Below are 16,109 nucleotides of genomic sequence, written 5' to 3'. Positions count from 1 at the left end.
GGAACGGCGCGCCGGATTTCCGCGCGTCGTTTGCCCGGCGGTGCCAAGCGTGTGGAGAATGGTTGCATGAGCACTTCTGCCTCAGAGAGGAATACACGGGACTCCGCTGCCTCCGCCGCTGCCGCGCTCGACTTCAAGCCGGGCCAGTACGTCCAGGAGATCGGTTACGACGAGGACGTCGACTTCGATCTGCGCGAGTCCATCGAGGCGGTGATCGGCGAGGAGATGGCCGACGAGGACGTGGATGAGGTGTTCGACGCGATCCTCATGTGGTGGAGGGCCGACGACCCGGACCTCACCGATGCCATCGTCGACGCCCAGACGACCCTGGCGGACGGAGGCTTCATCTGGCTCCTCACGCCCAAGGCGAACCGTCCTGGTCACATCCGTCCCGTCGACATCTCCGATGCCGCGCCCACGGCCGGCATGCACGTCACCCGCACCGTGAGCACCGTGCCGGACTGGTCCGCGTGCCTCCTGCTGGGGAGGAAGAACTACGACTGACCTCGGGCGCAGCGGTGCGGGCGGCGGATCTGATGCCGCTGCCCGCACCGCGCATGCCGATGCACCGCGCCCTGACCTTCTGGGTCGCACCGTCCCCCGCCTCGTCCTCCCCGCACACACCGGGGAGGACGTTCCGCTTCTGTCCCCGGCGGGGACCGGGGAGGCCGACCGGGCGGACGGGGCAGAGGGGGAGAGACTGCTGTTGGCCTTCGTGCCCTACGCCTTCACGCCGGTCTGCTCCTCCGAGCTCGCGGAACTCGCAGCGCTCGCTCCGCGGCTGCGGGCGGCCGGCGTGCGTCCCGTGGTCGTCTCGTGCGACACCAAGTACACCCTGCGCGCGTGGGCGGAGCAGGAGCTAGGCGAGGACTGGGACGCCGTCGCTCTGCTGAGCGACTTCTGGCCGCACGGGCGGCTGGCGGAGGCGCTGGGGGTGATGGACCGCGCCCGAGGCGGTCCCCACCGCACAGCGCTGCTCGCGGACGCCTCGGGCACCGTCACGCAGGTGATCAGCGCGGACTTCGGCAGCCGACGCGACTTCTCCGTCCTGCTGTCCGCTGCGGAGGGCACGGAGGAGTCTTGGGCCGAGGGCGAGGGGCAGTAGTCTGTCCCTCGGGTCCTCTGTGACCCGCAACACCGGAGACAGCCGTGCGAGGAAGGCACGGCGCGAATGCGCGGCGAAAGGCAGAGAGCGGCGATGACGACCCTGTTCACCAAGATCATCGAGCACGAGATCCCCGGCGAGTTCGTCTACGAGGACGAGCGGTGCGTGGCGTTCCTGGACGTGCAGCCCATGACGCCCGGGCACACCCTCGTGGTGCCTCGGGTGGAGGTGGACCACTGGATCGATCTCGACGACGACCTTGCGGCGCATCTCTTCGCCGTGGCGAAGAGGATCGGTGCGGCGCAGTCCTCCGTGTTCGACTGCGAGAAGGTGGGCCTCATGATCCAGGGGTATGAGGTTCCCCACACCCACATCCACGTCTGGCCGACGACCTCGCTGAAGAACTTCGACCCGTCGACGCGTGCGGCGGCCGGTCCGGAGGAGCTCAGGACAGTGGGGGAGAAGCTGCGCGCGGCGCTGTGAGCGCAGATCGCTGTGAGCGCGGACGGGGCCTCACGCCCCGAGCAGCGCGTCCAGTCCTGCGCGGAAGGACTGCGCGGCGGTGGGTTCCGGGGCTCGGGCGAGCATGGCGCGGCTCTGTTCCACCGCCACCGCGCCCAGGACGAACGCGACGATCTGCTCCCGCAGTCCGGGCTCCAGCTCGCGCAGCCCCGCGGGGAGCACCTGCGCCCCGCTCACGGAGTAGGCCAGGATCACGATCTCCGCGCTCTCCCGGTAGCGGAGCAGCACCTCGCGGAATGTGAGGATCCTCGCACTGTGGTCGGTCTCGGCAGGGCGTGCGGCAGCCTCCGCCTCTGCGGAGATGCGCTCCGCGAGGAGCACGAAGAGGGACTGCTTGTCCGCCACGTGCCAGTAGAGGGCGGAGGGCTGCACCCCCAGTTCCCGCGCCAGCCGGCGCATCGTGAGGTCGCCGAGGCCGAAGTCGGAGAGGATCCGCAGTGCGGTGTCCGCAACCGTGTCGACCGTGAGGGCCATCCGAACTCCTTGTGCCGCGCGGGGGTGTGCTGCCACCTTAGCGCCGCGCTCGGATTTGCAAAGCGCCGCGGATGGGCTAGAGTACTTCTCGTTGCCCAGCGAGGGAGACAGCCTCCGGGACGGCTTCCAGAAGCGCTCAGGGAGTGCGGAGCGGGCAGCGAGAAGTGAATACCGGGATATAGCGCAGCTTGGTAGCGCGCCTCGTTCGGGACGAGGAGGTCGTGGGTTCGAATCCCGCTATCCCGACAGATTGTGAAAGCCCCGCTCGCCCGCGAAAACACTGGGCGAGCGGGGCTTTGTCGTGTGTGCGGGCCGGTGGGGGAGCGTGCCGATGGTGGGGTGGCGGGGACCCCATAGGGACCCCCACGGTTTCAGTGGGGTGGCGGAGCCTCCGGCTGAAGGTGCTCGGGCGCGTGAGAAGGACCATGTGCGCATGAGGTCATCGAGTTCCGGCGCTGAGTGAAGGTGTCGGAGGGCAGGAGCACTGCTTTGAGCGGATGGGGCACCTGCAGATCATGTGTGCGAAAGATTGCGGTGTGTTGCGAGGCTTGTCCATTTCCGGATGGGCATCTGTTGTTCGGAGTGGAGGAGGACCGTCCTTTCCGTTTGAGATGCGCTCGGTTCTCGGCCGCTGCAGATCGGTTCCATGTCCGTGGCCGGTCTGGCGGCGAGGCCTATTGTGGATATCCTTCTGGTGATCCCAGACTCTTCGGGTGAGGTTGGTTGAGTGTGCGACTGGGGATCTGCGGGCTGAGGCGAAGAGCAGCATCGTCACAGATATGCCCAATGGCATCCACGTGCTGATCACGACGGACCCGGACAGGGAGAACCCATGTGAGGCGTCGAGGACGTGCCCGTTTCCCTCAGGCGGCAATCGCGGTCGAATGACGTTCGCGCCGCTCTATTGGGAAATGCATGTTCATGGTATGTTCTCCGGGGTACATGAATGCGACTGGAAGGAACTCCGTGGCTCGTCAGGTGGTTGAAACGTTCGTTTCCGATATTTCCGGTGCGAGTGGAGAGGATGTCCGGACCGTGGCTTTCGGTCTGGATGATCGGCGGTACGAGATCGATCTCACCGAGGCGGAGGATGCGAAGCTGCGTGAGGCGCTGGAGCCGTATCTCGCAGTCGCGAGGAAGGCATCTGCGGCTGCGGCACCGGCGCGTGAGCGGGCATCGCAGTCGTCCGGCAGTGGGTATTCCCGTGAGGAGCTCGCTGATGCGCGTCAGTGGCTGAAGCTGCGCGGGTACGAGGTCAGCGATCGGGGCAGGATCAAGGCTGCGCTGCTCAAGGAGTGGGAGGACGCCGGCCGGCCCTCGGGGAACTGAGGGCCGGCCTCTGCCGGCTCGCCTGCAGGTGCGAGTGAGAGGGCGGTGTGCGTTCGTCGGTGAATGCACACCGCCCTCTCCCGTGTCAGTGGGCCAGATGTGCCGTCACGAGGCGGACGAGTTCCATAGGGCGAAGGTGCGGTTGCCTTTTCCAGAATTCGTACGGGGCCGCATCTGCTTCGTCTCGATCGTCGTCGACGTGCCAGCCGGCTGCGTTCAGCCATGAGTGCATCTGGTGGGGAGAGGCTGCCGTACGCCACGGTTCGCCACCGCGGCCGGCTGTTGAGGCCACTGCAGAGGCGTACGCGTTCCCCGCTTCGTCTCGCCTGTTCTTCCCCAGGTGGTAGTCGAAGATGAGTGTCGAGCCGGGTGCGAGTCCTGCGAGGTCGGCGAGGAACTGGCGCAGGTCGTGTGGGTCGAGGTACATGCTCACGCCCAACCACACAATCACCACTGGAGCTTCGAGATCGAGTCCGCAGCCCTGAAGGTCACCTGCCCCGAGGCCGTCGGTGAGGTCGAGCGGGATATGTGTTGTGCTGTCACCGACTTCCGCCTCTGCGAAGACCTGCTGGCGCCATGCGAGGACGCCAGGCTTGTCGAGCGTCCAGGTGTGCGTTCGGCTGCGCGCCGGAAGCCGGAGATGGGTCGTGTCGAGTCCAGCGCCGACAATGAGGAGCTGATCAGCTCCGGCAGAGTGCTTCAGCATCGTCGTCGATCAGAAGGTGGGGCGGTGCATCCACGTGCTTGTGTGCGGCGCGAGCTGCTGCGGAGAAGAATGCGGTCTGACTGGGCGTGTTGTGATCTCTCATCTCAACCAATTACCAGTGCGGAGTGCATGTCTCAATGGGGCGCGCCGCCGGGAGCTGCAAGTGCAAGTCGACCGAGGGTACGCACCGGCTCCGCCTCGTGAAAACCTAGTGGTCACTACACATTCAGGAGTCCCGCGTGGTTGACTCGGGGCCATGGTGAGGCCTGAACTCACGGATCGCGTGCCAGGCGGCTTCGGCAGCCGCATCGCCCAGCTCGAGACCGAGTACTTCGAGGTCGAGTCGCCCACGATCGGCGGCAGGCTCGGCATCTCGGTCTCACTGCCGAGCGGCTACGATCCGGACTGGCCCGCGATCCCGGTCGTCTACGCGCTCGACGCGCAGTGGCAGGGAGGCCTCTACGAGAAGATGCACCGGGGCCTCACCGGTCCGGAGGGCATGCGCGCCGTCGCCCCGTTCCTCCAGGTCAACATCGGGTACGTCGACGAGCAGATCGATGCGCTGGCGCTCCGGAACCGCGACCTGGTGCCGCCGGGGGAGCCAATGCCGGACTTCATGCGCGACTACATCGGCGAGACGTTCGCGTCGGAGGAGCTGGCGCACCAGTTCGCCGTGCTCATGGAGAACCCCCATGCCGATCGCTTCCTCGACTTCCTGGAGGGAGAGCTCCATCCGCACATCAGGGAGCACTACGCCGTGGGGGACGAGGGGGCCGGTGTCTTCGGGTTCTCCTACGGCGGGCTCTTCGCCCTCTACGCCTCGATGCATGCGCGAACGCTCACCCGCTTCGGTGCCGCGAGCCCCGGCATCCTCGTCCCTGACAGCACCGTCTTCGATGCCTACCGTGAGTTCGCGGCGCGTGCGGGAGACTCCGGGGTCCGCGAGCAGACGGTGCTGCTCACCCTGGGGACGGGCGAGGTGTTCGGGCCCCTTCCCATGTACCACCAGCTCGCCGTCGAGAACATCAGGTTCTTCTCCCTGGTGAGGAGCCGGCCGGTGCCGGGATACAGCCTCACGGCGCAGATCGTCCAGGGCGAGGACCACGAGACGGGCTGCGTCGACGCATACCGCCTGTTCGCCCGCACCTGCTACCCCCGGACGGCCTGAGCGCTCGGGATCGCCGGGGTCCGCGTCCCGCTCAGCCGGGCACGAGCCGGTAGAGGACCTCGGGGCGTCCCCTCTTCCCGTAGCGGTGCGCGAGGTCGACCGTCCCCGTGCTCACGAGGTGGTCGAGGTATCGCCGCGCGGTCGCCCGGGAGAGCTCGCACCGCCGGGCGACCTCGGCCGCGGAGCGGGACTGAGCGGGGTCGAGCGCCTCCATGACCTTTGCGAGCGTCACGGCGGAGATCCCCTTCGGCAGGTGAGTGGCCGCCTCCTGCTGCGGAGGCCTCGGTGCGAGCATGCGGTCGATCTCCTCCTGCCCGAACTCCGTCTCCCGCACGGGTTCCGCCGATGCGTGCCTGTGCTCCTCCCGGTAGACGGCGAGCCGCTCCGCGAACACCTCGTACGTGAATGGCTTCACGAGGTAGCCCGCGACCCTGCCGGCGAGGGCCTGACGCACCGTGATGCGGTCCTGCGACGAGCTGATGACCATGACGTCCGGGGATCCGGAGGTGAGCGTTCGCAGCCTGTGGAGCACCTCGATGCCGCTCACGTCCGGCAGGCGCAGATCGAGGAGGACGAGGTCGATGTCGCCGCGCCCCGCCCTGGTGATCGCCTGCGCCCCCGTGGCGACGATGTCCGCGACGACGAAGTCCCGGAGCCCCGCGGCGAACCGGGCGTGCAGGGCCCGCGCCCCCGGGTCGTCGTCGACGATGAGGAGACGCAGCGGACGGTCGGCCCCTGCGGGGTGCGACGGCTCAGTCATGACCGGCTCCTCTCCCGTGTCTCGTCCGCCCCGGCGGCGGTCTCCTCGACGCGCATGTCGAAGGCGAAGCGCGCACCTCCCAGCTCGGAGGTCCCGACCTCGATCGTGCCGCCCCTCTCCGCCACGGTGCGCCGCACCATCGCGAGACCGATGCCCCGTCCCGTACCGGTCCGATCGGGCTTCGACGTGAAGCCGCGGACGAACAGGGAGTGCCGCTGGCGCAGGTCGATGCCGTCGCCGTCGTCCGCGACCTCCCCGTGGAAGACCCCGTCGGCCTCCTGCAGGGCGCAGCGGACGCGTCCGGCCCCCGCCTCGCCGGCGTTCCGGCAGAGGTTCGCCACGACGAGCAGGACCGTTTCGTCGACGCGGGAGACGACGTCGATCGACGTCTCCAGGCTCGCGCCGAGCACGTCGAGTTCGGCCCGCAGCGCCTCCAGCGTCGCCCGCAGCACCGGCTGCCCCGCGGAGGCCTCGTCCGCAGACGCGGAGGTGACGGACACCGAGGAGTCGATGTACTCGAGCGCCTCGGCGATGTCGCCGTGGGCCACCAGCCCGCGCACCACGTGGAGGCGGGTGTCGAACTCATGCGCCTGTTCGCGCAGGGCTCCACTCGTCCGTTCCAGGCGGTCGACCTCGCGGGCGGCCTCGTCGTGCAAGTGGAACCGGCGTCGGATGGACGCGGACATGAGGGTGCTCAGCGCCAGCCCGACCACGAGGGCGCCCGCGGTCCACGGCAGCAGCGTCCGCAGGGCCTCCTCGACGTCCTGGGTCATCCTCGACTCGAACATGCCCGCGGAGACCGCGCCGATCACTTCGCCCTGCGCGTTCCGGACCGGGAGTTTGGCGCGGAGCGTCCGGCCGATCGTCCCCGTCCTCACCTCCACGACCCTCTCACCGGCCAGCACGCGGGAGCTGTCGGTCGAGACGGGCCGCCCCCGCTCCTCCGGGTCCGGGTGCGTGAGGCGCAGGCCCGCCGGGTCGATGACGACGACGTAGTCCACCCCGGAGGAGCGTTCGACGAGGCTCGCGAGCGGTTGCAGCTCCTGGGTCGCTCCGGTGCGTTCGGCGCGGTCGTGGGGATCCTCCAGCTCCTGCAGGACGCTGCGCACCTGCTCGAGTTCGGCGAAGCCTGCGGCCACGTCGACCACCCGCGCGGAGGCCGCGTCCCGGATGCTCTGCCTCTGCACCTCCATCGCGATCGCGGTGACGGCCCCCACGCACACGAGGACGAGGAGCGGGGGCACGAGGAGCAGCAGGAAGCGCGAGAAGGAGGTTCTCCTGTCCGCAGCCACGTGCGTCACCACCTTCCCCTCTGCCGTGCCGGCGTCCGTCCGTCCCACACGTGACCGGGCCAGGCACATCGATCCGTGTGCATCAATGAGCACAAATCCTCCGGGCACCTTCCCACATGGCGGGCCGTTGCATCCTAGTCGACGGTATTCCACACGGCCGCGCATCGACATCGTCGTCTGCGCGGAGTCCCACGAAGGAGTGAAGACATGTCCGCATCCGGTCCACCGCCTCCGCATCTGCCGGAGCCTCCCGACACATCGCACACCTTGCCGGCTTCCCTCACACGGAGGACCGTCCTGCGAGCCCTCGGCGGCACGCTCGTCGCTGCGGCCGTCGGGACCGCGGTGTACGGCTCCGTGAGCTCCGCCGCCGCAGGCGGGGACCTGCACGCATCGCTGACGCTCATCGCCCCGGCGGCCGCGGGAGGTGGATGGGACACCGTTGCGCGCGAGCTCCAGCAGGCGCAGAAGGCCAACGGGCTGGTGAACAACGTGCAGGTCGTGAACATGCCCGGCGCCGGCGGCACGATCGCCCTCGGCAACCTCTCCACGCTGGCCGGGCAGGCGAACAACCTCATGGTCGGCGGCACCGGCCTCCTCGCCGCGACGCTGCAGTACGGATCGGCGACGACGCTCGGCGACGTGACCAACCTCGCCGTGCTCTTCGAGGAGTACGACGTCATCGTCGTCCCCGCCGACTCTCCCCACCGGACTCTGGAGGAGCTCGTGGACGCGTGGAAGGACGACCCGGCGGCGCTGCCGTGGACCGGGGGAGGATCCTTCGACGAGCTCGTCGTCACCGACCTGGCGATCGCCGCCGGCATCGACCCCGTCGAGACCACCTACATCTCCTCCGACGGAGGCGGTGAGGCGATCCAGGCCCTTCTCAACGGCACCGCCGCCGCGGCGGCGGGAGGCTACCCGGACAACATCGACCAGATCGAGTCCGGACGTCTGCGCGCTCTGGCCCTCGTCGCGAAGGAGCCGGTGGGCGGGATCGACATCCCGACCGCGCGGGAGCAGGGCTTCGACATCACGCTCTCCAACTGGCGCAGCCTCTCCGCCCCTCCCGGGCTCACGGCGGAGGAGACCGCAGATCTCGAAGGGCTCATCGACGAGACCCTCGCGACGGACGAGTGGCGCGCTGCGGTGGAGCGGTACCACTGGTCCCCACGCGTCCTCTCCGGCGAAGCGCTCGAGGGCTTCCTCGCCGCCGAGGAGTCCCGGATCGCCGCACTCTACGAGGAGATGGGACAGTGAAGGACTTCCTCATGCCGGTGTTCCTCCTGGCCTTCGCGGCCTACCTCGGCTTCGGCATCCTCACGATGGACGTGCCCGAGGGGACGGCATTCCCCGGACCCGCGTTCTTCCCCGGCCTCATCGCGGTCGGCCTTGGCCTCTTCGCCGTGCTCCTCACCGTCAGCGCCCTCCGCACGCGGAAGCGCGCGCATGCCGAGGACGCCGGTTCCGCGGCTCCGCGATCCTCCGTCGACTGGGCGTCGTTCGCCTGGATCGCCGGAGGGTTCCTCGGCTTCGCGCTGCTGCTCACCACACTCGGATGGGTCATCGGCGGCGCACTGCTGTTCTGGTGCGTGGCGCGCGGATTCGGCGAACTGCGGCACGGCCGTTCGCTCCTCGTCGGCGTCACGACGAGCTCGCTCACGTACATCGCTTTCGACATGCTGCTGGGCCTCTCGCTGCCCTCCGGCATCCTCGGATGGGGGTTCTGAATCATGGACACTCTGCAGCTGCTCGGCGAGGGCTTCCTCGGCGCGCTCTCACTCGCGAACCTCATGTGGGTCGTCGTCGGATGCCTCCTGGGCACCGCCGTCGGCGTCCTCCCGGGGCTCGGCTCCTCGATGGCCGTCGCACTTCTGCTGCCGGTGACGTTCACCCTCGAGCCCACCGCGGCGTTCATCATGTTCGCCGGCGTGTACTTCGGCGGGCTCTTCGGCGATTCGACGATGGGCATCCTCATGAACACGCCGGGACAGGCCTCGGCCATCGCCTCGACGTTCGAGGGGCACAGGATGGCGCTCGACGGGCGAGCCGCCAAGGCTCTCGCGACTGCCGCGATCGGCGCCTTCATCGGCGGCTTCATCGCCTCGATCGTCGTCGTGTTCGCCGCCCCCGTCCTCGCCGAGTTCTCCGCGAAGTTCGGGCCTGCCGAGTTCTTCGCGCTCGCCGTGTTCGCCTTCGCCGCGACCTCGACGGTCGTCACCGACGACATGGTGAAGGGGCTTGCCTCGCTCTTCATCGGTCTGGGGATCGCCGTCATCGGCGTGGACGGCGTCTCCGGCGCGGCGCGCTTCACGATGGACTCCCCGCACCTCTTCGACGGGGTCTCCCTCGTCACCGTCACCGTCGCGATCCTCGCCCTCGGCGAGGTCGTCTACGTCGGCTGCCTGGACCGGCACAGCAGCGGGGGACGTCTCATCCGGCCCCGCGGGCGGCCGTGGCTCACCCGTGCAGAGTTCAGGGAGGCGACCCCCGCCTGGCTGCGCGGCACCGCGATCGGCCTGCCGTTCGGCGTGGTTCCCGCCGGCGGCTCCGAGATCCCGACCTTCCTGGCCTTCGGTCTGGAGAAGCGCCTCGACTCCCGCCGTCGTGACCCCCAGTTCGGCAAGGGCGCCATCCGCGGCCTCGCGGCCCCGGAGGCGGCCGGCAATTCGACCACCGGTATGGCCATGGGCGCCCTGCTGGCGCTCGGTCTGCCGATCTCGGCGACCGCCGCGATCATGCTCGCCGCATTCAGGCAGTACGGTCTGCAGCCGGGACCGCTGCTCTTCGAGCGCGCGCCGGACCTCGTGTGGGCGCTCCTCGCGAGCTTCTTCATCGCGATGGTGGTGCTGCTGATCCTCAACCTCCCGTTCGCGATGCTCTGGGCGAAGCTCCTGCTCATCCCGCGTCCGTTCCTCTACGCCGGCATCACGCTGTTCTGCGCCATGGGGATCTACGCCTCCTCGGGGTCGACGTTCGACCTCCTCCTGCTGCTCGGTGTGGGGCTGGTCGGGTTCCTCATGCGCGCCGTCGGCGTGCCCCTGGCGCCGCTCATCATCGGCATGGTCCTCGGCCCGCTCGCGGAGACGAGCCTGCGCGACGCCGCGATGAGCGCGAACGGCGACTTCTCCGTCCTCGTGAGCAGCCCGATCGCGCTCGTGCTCTACGGCGTGCTGGTCCTCGTGCTCGTGTTCTCCCTGGTGAACCGCCTTCGTGAGCGCAGGGCGGTCACGAAGGCGGGGGAGGAGGTGCCGGTCGCAGCGACGGTCTGAGACCGGTTCCCGGCCTCGCCGGCGCGACACGGCCGGACCGTCCTCTTCGAGACGGTCCGGCCACGGGTTCGCGCAGTGCGGATCAGCGCTTGGAGCGGCGGTACCCGGCGGCCTTCGCCGCCGCCTCCGTCCGGAAGCACTCCTCGGGATTGGTGCGGTCGTAGAAGGCTCCGCCCTTCACGTGGTAGATCATGGAGTCCGCGTTGCCCTTGATGGGGGCCCACGCCGGGCAGTCCCAGCCGCTGTAGCCGGGCCCGGTGCTGGAGGGATAGGTGATCTTCGCCGTCGAGGCGCTGGTCTTCGTCACCGTCGTGTAGCCGGACTTCCTGCCGGTGACCTTCACGGAGAGTCTGGTGCCCACATCGGCCTTGACCAGCTTGTGCTTGCTGCCGGTCGCTTCCTTGATGGCCTTGCCGTTGCGGTACCACTGGTAGCTCAGCGTCACCTTCGCCGGCTTCCACGCACCGGCCTTCGCCGTGAGGGTGGAGCCGTACTTCCTGGTGCCGGAGATCGTGGGAGTGGGTGTGGAGGTGAGAACCTTCTGCACGGTCTTCGCCGCGCTCTTCCTGCTCACGGTCGTGTAGCCGGGCTTCCTGCCGGTGACCTTCACCGTGAGTGCGGTGCCCGCGTCGGCCTTGACGAGCTTGTGCTTGTTGCCGGTCGCTTCCTTGATGGCCTTGCCGTTGCGGTACCACTGGTAGCTCAGCGTCACCTTCGCCGGCTTCCACGTGCCCGCCTTCGCCGTGAGGGTGGAGCCGACCTTCGCCGTTCCGGAGATCGTGGGCACCGGCGTGGCGGTGAGGCGCTTGCCGATCGTCCCGGTGGCCGCGCTCGTCCTGCTCGCAGCGGTGTAGCCGGACTTCGTGCCGGTGACCTTCACGGAGAGCTTCCTGCCCGCATCGGCAGAGGTCAGCGTATAGGTGCTGCGCGTGGCGTTCTTGATCGCCTTGCCCGCACGCATCCACTGGTAGCTCAGGCTCACAGGATTCGGTCCCCACGAACCGGGCTTGGCCGTGAGTGTGGATCCCACCGTCGTCGTCCCCGAGATTGTGGGCTTCCTGGTCGTGAGGGTGCCGGCCTTCACAGCGGGGGTGGGCGCAGAGGTCACAGTCGCGCTGGAGGCGTCCGGAGCGGAGCCCGTGACCCGCACGGAGATCTTCCGACCCTTGTCCGCGGCGGTGAGGGTGTACGTCTTCCGGGTCGCATCCTTGATCGCCGTGCCGGAGCGCAGCCACTGATAGCTGAGTGTCACGGAGTCCGGCTGCCATGTGCCCGCGGCGGCCGTGAGAGTGGAACCCACCTTCGCCGTGCCGGAGATGCTGACCTCACCTGCGAGCACCGTGGGCCGCGGTGTGGGCGTTGGGCTGGGAGAGGCCTCCTCAGTGGGCGCGGCCGGTGCCGAGGTGGGTGCTGCTGACTGCTCAGGCTGCTGTTCCGGTGCAGTCACTGCGAAGACCGGTGCCTCCGGCTGCTGTGCCGAGGCGGGTCCGGCTGCGATGCCGCCGGTGAGCGCGATGAGAGCGGCACTGGCTGTGCTCACCACACGCATGTACAGGGACATGGATCTCCTTGGATCTCAGAAGGGGGTGGGAAGATTCCCGAAGGGGATCATAGCCTTTCGGTTCTGAAAGGAGAGCGCGGTTCCGCCCTGTCGGTGCGGAGGCGGGTGCGCTAGCCTCGAACCACGGTGTGCAGCGGCTTCCTCCGCATGGCGGGACCACCTGCCGGGCGGAGCGGGGAGGCCGTGGAGCGCCGGAGTCACCTCGACGGCAAGGAGGCCATGATGGAGGAACAGACGATCACCGCGGACGTGCTCGAATCCGCACCGGCCGTGGAAGGGGAGACGGTCCCGCGAGTGGCCCTCACCTCGGCGGCGGTGGAACTGCTCCAGGAACTCGTGGGCCAGCACGGTCGGCTGATGTTCCACCAGTCCGGCGGCTGCTGCGACGGCTCCGCTCCCATGTGCTACCCGGCGGGGGAGTTCCTCACCGGCGACGCGGACGTGCTGCTGGGCGTGTTCACCCTGCCGGAAGTGCCGGAGGACAGCGCGGAGCTGGAGTTCTGGATGTCGGCCGAGCAGTTCCAGTACTGGAAGCACACGTACCTCACCATCGACGCGGTGCCGGGGCGAGGCTCCGGGTTCAGCGTCGAAGGGCCCACGGGAAAGAGGTTCATCGTCCGGTCCCGGCTGATGGAGTGAGATTCGGCCGCGGTCCGGACGGGGCCCTGTGCGGCAGGTGGGGACGCAGGCGGACGCCGAGGCGCGTGTCGCCACGCAGCGCGAGGGCCGCTCTCCGCAGGGAGAGCGGCCCTCGTCTGTGTGGTGCGGGAGTCAGTCCTCGCGCGCGATCTGGCGACGGGTCGAGATCATCACCGCCGCCGAGCCGACGGCCAGGAGCGCGGCGGCGCCGACGGCGAGTGCGCTGGAGTCCGTGCCGGTGCGGGGCAGCCGCGAGCCGTCCTGTCCGCCCGTGCCCTGTCCTCCGGTCACCGTGAAGGTGGTGGAGGCGGAGGTGCCGCCGCAGCCCACCTCTGCCTTCCACGTGCCCACGTAGGCGGCGAGGTCCGTTCCGGTGCCGTAGAAGGAGAACCCGGCGACGCCGTCCTCGTCCGCCGTGTCCGTGCTGGAGTATGCGACCTCACCGGTTCCCGGCCAGACGACGTCGAGGTAGACGTCCTCGCCCGGTGCGCAGCCGGATGCGGTGACCTGGACGCCCTTGTCGACGTCCGTGAAGTCCGCTGCGGTGATGGTGCGGGGGCTCACGGAGATCTCCGCGCTGGCCGGCGCCTCGTCCTGGCCGTCGTTCCCCTCGTCCTCACCCGGTACGGAAGCGTCTTCGTCCTTGCCGTCGTCGCCGGAGCCATCCTCGTCTGAGCCCTCGTCGCTCCCGTCATCGTCCTCGCCGCCGTTCCCGTCGTCCTCGGATCCCGTGACGGTGAAGGACGAAGAGGCGAGCACCTCCTCCTCGGCACCGAGGAGATCCACGGTGTAGGTGCCGAGCAGGATGTCGAGGTCGATGTCTCCGAAGTACTGGATGTAGTAGGAGGCGCTGGCCGCACCGTCCTCGTCGGCAGTGACCTCGATGGAGTGGTCGAGTTCTTCGAGGCCCTCCGGGGCCTGGATGCGGAACGTGTACGTCTCGCCCGGGGTCAGCCCGGTGGCGGAGAGCAGGAGTCCGCCGCTGGCCGGCTCCTCGCCCTGTGGGACGGCGATGTCGTCGACGCTGATGGAGCCCGGGACGCTGAGAGCCGGATCCTCCTGCTGCTCGTCGGGATCGTCCTGCTGTGGGTCTTCCTGCTGCGGGTCGTCCTCCGGAGACGCGTCCTGTTCTCCGTCCTCACCTCCGTCGGTGCCCTCGTCCTCAGGCGCCTCGTCCTGGGCCGGGAGAACCTCGAAGCTGCCGGTGACCACTTCCTCGCCCTCGACCGTGACGCTCACGGTGCGGGTGCCTGCGTAGTCCGCCGGATCCGCGTCCGCGGGGAGGGCGAAGGAGTACGACGCGGTCGCTGTCTGAGTGTCCGCGTCGGCATCCGGGGTTGCCGTGACCTCGAGTGCTTCAGCGCCTTCGGGGCCTCCCGACACCGTCACCGCAGCGGCGCCCGCGGGCAGGTCGGTGACAGTGATCGTCGCACCGGGCACTGCGCCGTCATCCGTCTGCGCGACGTCCTCGAAGGCGACGTCGTCCACGGCAAGCTGCGGATCAGCAGGCGCCTCTTCCTCGGCCTCCTCCTCGGGTTCGCTCTCCCCGGTCGGGTCTTCTGCAGGAGGCTCCGGTGCGTCTGTGTCGCCTGCGCCGGAATCGTCGTTGCCGCCGGTGCTGTCCTCCCCTGTGCCGGAGCCGGCCTCGCTCTCCTCCTCGGAACCGTTCTCTGCGGAAGGTGCCTCGGACGGCTGCTCAGCCGGAGCCTCGGGGGCGGCGGGCTTCTCCTCAGCCGGTGCCTCGCCGCTGCCGCTCTGCTGTTCGGTGGAGGCGGGTGCGGAAGTCTCAGCCTCCGTGGCAGCCGAGGTTGACGGAACCTCCTGGGCGGAGGCGGCGACCGGTGCGAGGACGAGGCCGGCGGCGGCGACGGAGGCGAGGACTGCGGGGGCGAGGTGTGCTGACTTCATGCCGGGGCCCTTCTGTTCTGCTGCGTGCATCCGGGCCTCCTGGGAGCGGGTTCCCGGTGCCGGCCGGCTCAGCGGAGCCGGTCGGTTCCATGCTTTGGAGATCGATCTCACAGTAGGGGTTCAGGCAAGGGCGCGGCGATTTGTGTTCGTTGTGTTCGCGAATGCGACAGTCCGAGGATCGCCCTGCCGGGATGTTGCCGAAAGGTGATCTGCCATGCGGGTGCGAGCCGGCGGCGTACCGCGGGCGGATGTGCCATACTTGTCCGCGTCGCCGGTCGCACCGGCAGGTGAGGACCTATAGCTCAGTTGGCTAGAGCATCTCGTTTACACCGAGAGGGTCGGGGGTTCGAGTCCCTCTGGGTCCACCGTGGACGACGCGTTCGCCCCCGGCACGTGAAAGCGTGCCGGGGGCGAACGCGTTGACGGGCGCGGGGGCTCACCCCTCGTCGCCGTGGCAGGTCCTGCCGAAATGGGCCGGAGCAGGCGAAGGTCTGCTGGTCGTTGAAGGCATACGGGCACGTCTTCAGCGACAGAAGCACGGGCACGCAGGCACATCGCGGTCCGCGTTCACGCCCCGCCCACCCGCCCGTCATCCTGACGCCACCGGAGGCGCGTACCGTCCTCGTGAGACGAGAGCGGGGGAGGCGTGCATGACAGAGGGGGCACCTCGGTGACGGCGGGCCGGCGGTGACGCGGAGCATCGTGCTCGTCCACGCGATCCGCTCCTCCCGCACCATGTGGAAGGGGCAGAAGCGCCGTCTCCGCGAGGCCGGCTTCGAGGTCCGCACCCCGGACCTGCCGGGGCACGGCCGGCGCCGCGGCGAGACGTTCACCCTGGAGGCCGCGTGGGCGACGATCGACCGTGCGGTCGCGGCCTGCGCCGAGCCGCCGCTGCTGGTGGGACTGTCCCTGGGCGGATTCCTCACGCTGAGCTGGGCCGCGCGGAACCCTCGTCGTCTGTCCGGCCTCGTCGCCGCCGACTGCACCATCGTGCCCGGTCCCGCGCTGGCCCGGATCTACGGTCTGTGGATGGTGCTCAAGGACCGGCTGCCGGGGGACGCGGACGCACGCGTGGCACGCTCCTTCGCCCGTGCGCACACCCGGAAGGCGGCGCAGCGCTACTACGGCGGAGGCCGGGCGGACAGCCTCATCCTCCGCTCCGTGGTGCGCGCGGTGGGAGGGCTCGATCCGCTTGCGGACGTCGCCGCGATCCAGGTCCCGCTCACCTTCGTCAACGGGGAGCACGACCCCTTCCGCCGCAACGAGGCGCAGTTCGTCGCCGCCGCGCCCCGGTGCCGGCTCGTGATCCTCGAGGACGCCGGCCACGTCGCGAACCTCTCCCGGCCCAAGCGGTTCACCAGGGTGCTCAGGGA

The 16,109-nt window shown here is 69.2% G+C and carries 16 protein-coding genes, 2 tRNA genes and 1 pseudogene; 13 read left to right on the top strand and 6 right to left on the bottom strand.

The genetic code is table 11. The annotated features are described in order from the left end of the window. Window positions 1–66: 66 nt before the first annotated feature. From ABD240_RS15970 to ABD240_RS15960, 3 genes are all read left to right on the top strand, one after another. Window positions 67–504 (top strand): DUF3052 domain-containing protein, encoded by a 438-nt coding sequence (locus tag ABD240_RS15970; RefSeq protein ID WP_291791511.1) that lies wholly within the window; start codon window positions 67–69, stop codon window positions 502–504. A gap of 79 nt (window positions 505–583) precedes the next feature. Then, a complete protein-coding gene (locus ABD240_RS15965) occupies window positions 584–1,105 on the top strand; it encodes a redoxin domain-containing protein (RefSeq protein WP_344338748.1) in 522 nt (173 codons plus the stop codon). Between the two features lie 93 nt (window positions 1,106–1,198). Further along, entirely contained in the window at window positions 1,199–1,588 is a 390-nt protein-coding gene (locus ABD240_RS15960; RefSeq protein WP_344338482.1) for an HIT family protein, read from the top strand. 30 nt (window positions 1,589–1,618) lie between these two features. Here the strand turns inward: ABD240_RS15960 and ABD240_RS15955 are convergent, their stop codons facing one another. Next, on the bottom strand, window positions 1,619–2,101 hold the full coding sequence (locus ABD240_RS15955; protein WP_344338480.1) for a TetR family transcriptional regulator: 483 nt from the start codon (window positions 2,099–2,101) through the stop codon (window positions 1,619–1,621). 172 nt (window positions 2,102–2,273) lie between these two features. Here ABD240_RS15955 and ABD240_RS15950 point away from each other — a divergent pair. The 3 genes from ABD240_RS15950 (at window position 2,274) to ABD240_RS15945 (ending at window position 3,430) form a co-directional block, all read left to right on the top strand. Further along, a tRNA-Pro gene (locus tag ABD240_RS15950) sits at window positions 2,274–2,347 on the top strand. A 400-nt stretch (window positions 2,348–2,747) separates the two neighbouring features. Beyond that, a complete protein-coding gene (locus tag ABD240_RS17140) occupies window positions 2,748–2,828 on the top strand; it encodes a hypothetical protein (protein ID WP_363316580.1) in 81 nt (26 codons plus the stop codon). Window positions 2,829–3,016: 188 nt separating this feature from the next. Further along, window positions 3,017–3,430, top strand: coding sequence for a histone-like nucleoid-structuring protein Lsr2 (locus ABD240_RS15945; protein ID WP_344338478.1), 414 nt, complete (start codon window positions 3,017–3,019; stop codon window positions 3,428–3,430). 85 nt (window positions 3,431–3,515) lie between these two features. On the opposite strand, the gene ABD240_RS15940 is transcribed toward ABD240_RS15945, so the two are convergent. Then, the gene (locus ABD240_RS15940) at window positions 3,516–4,136 is read right to left on the bottom strand and encodes a class I SAM-dependent methyltransferase (RefSeq protein WP_344338476.1); all 621 of its coding nucleotides are present in this window, start codon (window positions 4,134–4,136) and stop codon (window positions 3,516–3,518) included. A gap of 256 nt (window positions 4,137–4,392) precedes the next feature. Here ABD240_RS15940 and ABD240_RS15935 point away from each other — a divergent pair, with 256 nt between their 5' ends. After that, window positions 4,393–5,304 (top strand): alpha/beta hydrolase, encoded by a 912-nt coding sequence (locus tag ABD240_RS15935; protein ID WP_344338474.1) that lies wholly within the window; start codon window positions 4,393–4,395, stop codon window positions 5,302–5,304. A 31-nt stretch (window positions 5,305–5,335) separates the two neighbouring features. Here ABD240_RS15935 and ABD240_RS15930 read toward each other — a convergent pair whose 3' ends face one another. Together ABD240_RS15930 and ABD240_RS15925 are read right to left on the bottom strand one after the other, a co-directional pair. Further along, complete coding sequence (locus ABD240_RS15930) at window positions 5,336–6,064, bottom strand: response regulator (RefSeq protein WP_344338471.1); 729 nt, start codon at window positions 6,062–6,064, stop codon at window positions 5,336–5,338. After that, window positions 6,061–7,449 carry a sensor histidine kinase gene (locus tag ABD240_RS15925; RefSeq protein WP_344338468.1) on the bottom strand — a complete coding sequence of 463 codons (1,389 nt, stop codon included), beginning with the start codon at window positions 7,447–7,449 and terminating at the stop codon, window positions 6,061–6,063. The genes ABD240_RS15930 and ABD240_RS15925 overlap by 4 nt, the downstream gene beginning before the upstream one ends. 174 nt (window positions 7,450–7,623) lie before the next feature. Here ABD240_RS15925 and ABD240_RS15920 point away from each other — a divergent pair, with 174 nt between their 5' ends. The 3 genes from ABD240_RS15920 to ABD240_RS15910 are packed head-to-tail and all read left to right on the top strand — an operon-like array spanning window position 7,624 to window position 10,628. Further along, on the top strand, window positions 7,624–8,616 hold the full coding sequence (locus tag ABD240_RS15920; RefSeq protein ID WP_344338466.1) for a tripartite tricarboxylate transporter substrate binding protein: 993 nt from the start codon (window positions 7,624–7,626) through the stop codon (window positions 8,614–8,616). Continuing rightward, a complete protein-coding gene (locus tag ABD240_RS15915) occupies window positions 8,613–9,086 on the top strand; it encodes a tripartite tricarboxylate transporter TctB family protein (protein WP_291796313.1) in 474 nt (157 codons plus the stop codon). Before ABD240_RS15920 ends, ABD240_RS15915 begins: the two co-directional genes overlap by 4 nt. A gap of 3 nt (window positions 9,087–9,089) precedes the next feature. Further along, window positions 9,090–10,628: a tripartite tricarboxylate transporter permease gene (locus ABD240_RS15910; RefSeq protein ID WP_344338463.1), complete on the top strand. Its 1,539-nt coding sequence runs from the start codon at window positions 9,090–9,092 to the stop codon at window positions 10,626–10,628. A gap of 82 nt (window positions 10,629–10,710) precedes the next feature. Here the strand turns inward: ABD240_RS15910 and ABD240_RS15905 are convergent, their stop codons facing one another. After that, window positions 10,711–12,189, bottom strand: coding sequence for a sunset domain-containing protein (locus ABD240_RS15905; RefSeq protein WP_344338462.1), 1,479 nt, complete (start codon window positions 12,187–12,189; stop codon window positions 10,711–10,713). A gap of 222 nt (window positions 12,190–12,411) precedes the next feature. On the opposite strand from ABD240_RS15905, the gene ABD240_RS15900 reads away from it, so the two are divergent. Then, complete coding sequence (locus ABD240_RS15900) at window positions 12,412–12,828, top strand: DUF779 domain-containing protein (protein ID WP_344338460.1); 417 nt, start codon at window positions 12,412–12,414, stop codon at window positions 12,826–12,828. 132 nt (window positions 12,829–12,960) lie between these two features. Here the strand turns inward: ABD240_RS15900 and ABD240_RS15895 are convergent, their stop codons facing one another. Continuing rightward, on the bottom strand, window positions 12,961–14,766 hold the full coding sequence (locus tag ABD240_RS15895) for a putative sodium/potassium/calcium exchanger (RefSeq protein ID WP_344338458.1): 1,806 nt from the start codon (window positions 14,764–14,766) through the stop codon (window positions 12,961–12,963). A 261-nt stretch (window positions 14,767–15,027) separates the two neighbouring features. On the opposite strand from ABD240_RS15895, the gene ABD240_RS15890 reads away from it, so the two are divergent. Both ABD240_RS15890 and ABD240_RS15885 read left to right on the top strand, forming a co-directional pair. Then, window positions 15,028–15,101, top strand: a tRNA-Val gene (locus ABD240_RS15890). A 322-nt stretch (window positions 15,102–15,423) separates the two neighbouring features. Next, window positions 15,424–16,083 (top strand): annotated as a pseudogene (locus ABD240_RS15885) (alpha/beta fold hydrolase); the annotation flags it as partial. Window positions 16,084–16,109 lie beyond the last annotated feature (26 nt).

Source organism: Brevibacterium salitolerans (assembly GCF_039531405.1).
Lineage (GTDB): Bacteria > Actinomycetota > Actinomycetes > Actinomycetales > Brevibacteriaceae > Brevibacterium > Brevibacterium salitolerans.
This window is presented reverse-complemented; position numbering and strand designations above follow the sequence as displayed.

Excerpts from the sequence above, each read along its gene's own strand:
- ABD240_RS15900 (WP_344338460.1), top strand. The coding sequence starts at position 12,412 with ATGGAGGAACAGACGATCACCGCGGACGTGCTCGAATCCGCACCGGCC.
- ABD240_RS15935 (WP_344338474.1), top strand. The coding sequence starts at position 4,393 with ATGGTGAGGCCTGAACTCACGGATCGCGTGCCAGGCGGCTTCGGCAGC.
- ABD240_RS15905 (WP_344338462.1), bottom strand. The coding sequence starts at position 12,189 with ATGTCCCTGTACATGCGTGTGGTGAGCACAGCCAGTGCCGCTCTCATC.
- ABD240_RS15955 (WP_344338480.1), bottom strand. The coding sequence starts at position 2,101 with ATGGCCCTCACGGTCGACACGGTTGCGGACACCGCACTGCGGATCCTC.
- ABD240_RS17140 (WP_363316580.1), top strand. The coding sequence starts at position 2,748 with ATGTCCGTGGCCGGTCTGGCGGCGAGGCCTATTGTGGATATCCTTCTG.
- ABD240_RS15940 (WP_344338476.1), bottom strand. The coding sequence starts at position 4,136 with ATGCTGAAGCACTCTGCCGGAGCTGATCAGCTCCTCATTGTCGGCGCT.
- ABD240_RS15960 (WP_344338482.1), top strand. The coding sequence starts at position 1,199 with ATGACGACCCTGTTCACCAAGATCATCGAGCACGAGATCCCCGGCGAG.
- ABD240_RS15970 (WP_291791511.1), top strand. The coding sequence starts at position 67 with ATGAGCACTTCTGCCTCAGAGAGGAATACACGGGACTCCGCTGCCTCC.
- ABD240_RS15930 (WP_344338471.1), bottom strand. The coding sequence starts at position 6,064 with ATGACTGAGCCGTCGCACCCCGCAGGGGCCGACCGTCCGCTGCGTCTC.
- ABD240_RS15910 (WP_344338463.1), top strand. The coding sequence starts at position 9,090 with ATGGACACTCTGCAGCTGCTCGGCGAGGGCTTCCTCGGCGCGCTCTCA.
- ABD240_RS15895 (WP_344338458.1), bottom strand. The coding sequence starts at position 14,766 with ATGCACGCAGCAGAACAGAAGGGCCCCGGCATGAAGTCAGCACACCTC.
- ABD240_RS15945 (WP_344338478.1), top strand. The coding sequence starts at position 3,017 with ATGTTCATGGTATGTTCTCCGGGGTACATGAATGCGACTGGAAGGAAC.